This window comes from Corallococcus sp. AB018, assembly GCF_003986945.1.
Lineage (GTDB): Bacteria > Myxococcota > Myxococcia > Myxococcales > Myxococcaceae > Corallococcus > Corallococcus exiguus.
On sequence record NZ_RAWR01000469.1, the window covers coordinates 1 to 784 of the forward strand.

Annotated in this window: 1 pseudogene; it reads right to left on the minus strand. The window is 69.0% G+C overall.

Annotated features, from left to right (window positions below):
* Positions 1-38: 38 nt before the first annotated feature.
* A pseudogene (locus D7Y11_RS44825) lies at positions 39-784 on the minus strand (GntR family transcriptional regulator); the annotation flags it as partial.

The following is a 784-nucleotide window of genomic DNA, read 5'->3' on the forward strand; positions in this document are numbered from 1 at the left end:
CACCCACCCAGGGTCCCGTGAAGCGGTCCACCCGCCTTTCATTCCGAGCCGCGCGATTGTCCGAGGGAACCGGTAGGTGGATCCGCTGACGGGAGGCCGCTCCCGCCGGACGAAACGCCTCCATCGGCCAACCCGTCAGCCAGGTCGCGCGAAACATCACCCGCCACCTCTCTCACGGCGCCCCCTCCATCGTGTCCACAGGACGCATCCTCTGGGGCGGGAGAAGTCAGCAGCGTCCCGCTGTCGGAATCCAAGGCGGCGGTCTCGCCATGGGGACGGAGTGCAACGCCGAACGCCCCGGTGTCCTCGACGGCCGTCTCAAGGAGGCCGAGGCTCTGCTCGCCCTCGCAAGCCGCTGTCTCCAAAGCATCGTCCAGGGGGGCGACCGGCACGGAGGAACCACGAAGGTCCTCAGGAGCGCATGGAGCCTCGGGGGAAGCCTGCTCCTGGGGAGCGGAGGCGGCAGCGGGAGCGAATGCGTTCAGCACGCGCTCATCGCGCGCCTTCAGCAGCGCTGGCATCTCATGCTGAAGTGCTTGCACGTCACGCTCGTGCAGGATTTCCATTACGCGGAAGGCCCACTCGCGCAGCGCGTCTCCTCCCATGAGTGGCAGCAATTGGGCTGCGCCTCCCAGGAAGGCCCGCTGCAGGGACTGCACGAGGAGCACGTGCCCCGGACGCGCCGCCACCCGCGCCGCATGCCGCAGCAACTCGAACTCCGCCTGCGCGCAGGTTTCCCCCGACTCCCAGCGCGCCGCGTCCTGGAGCTGGTAGCACGTGCTCC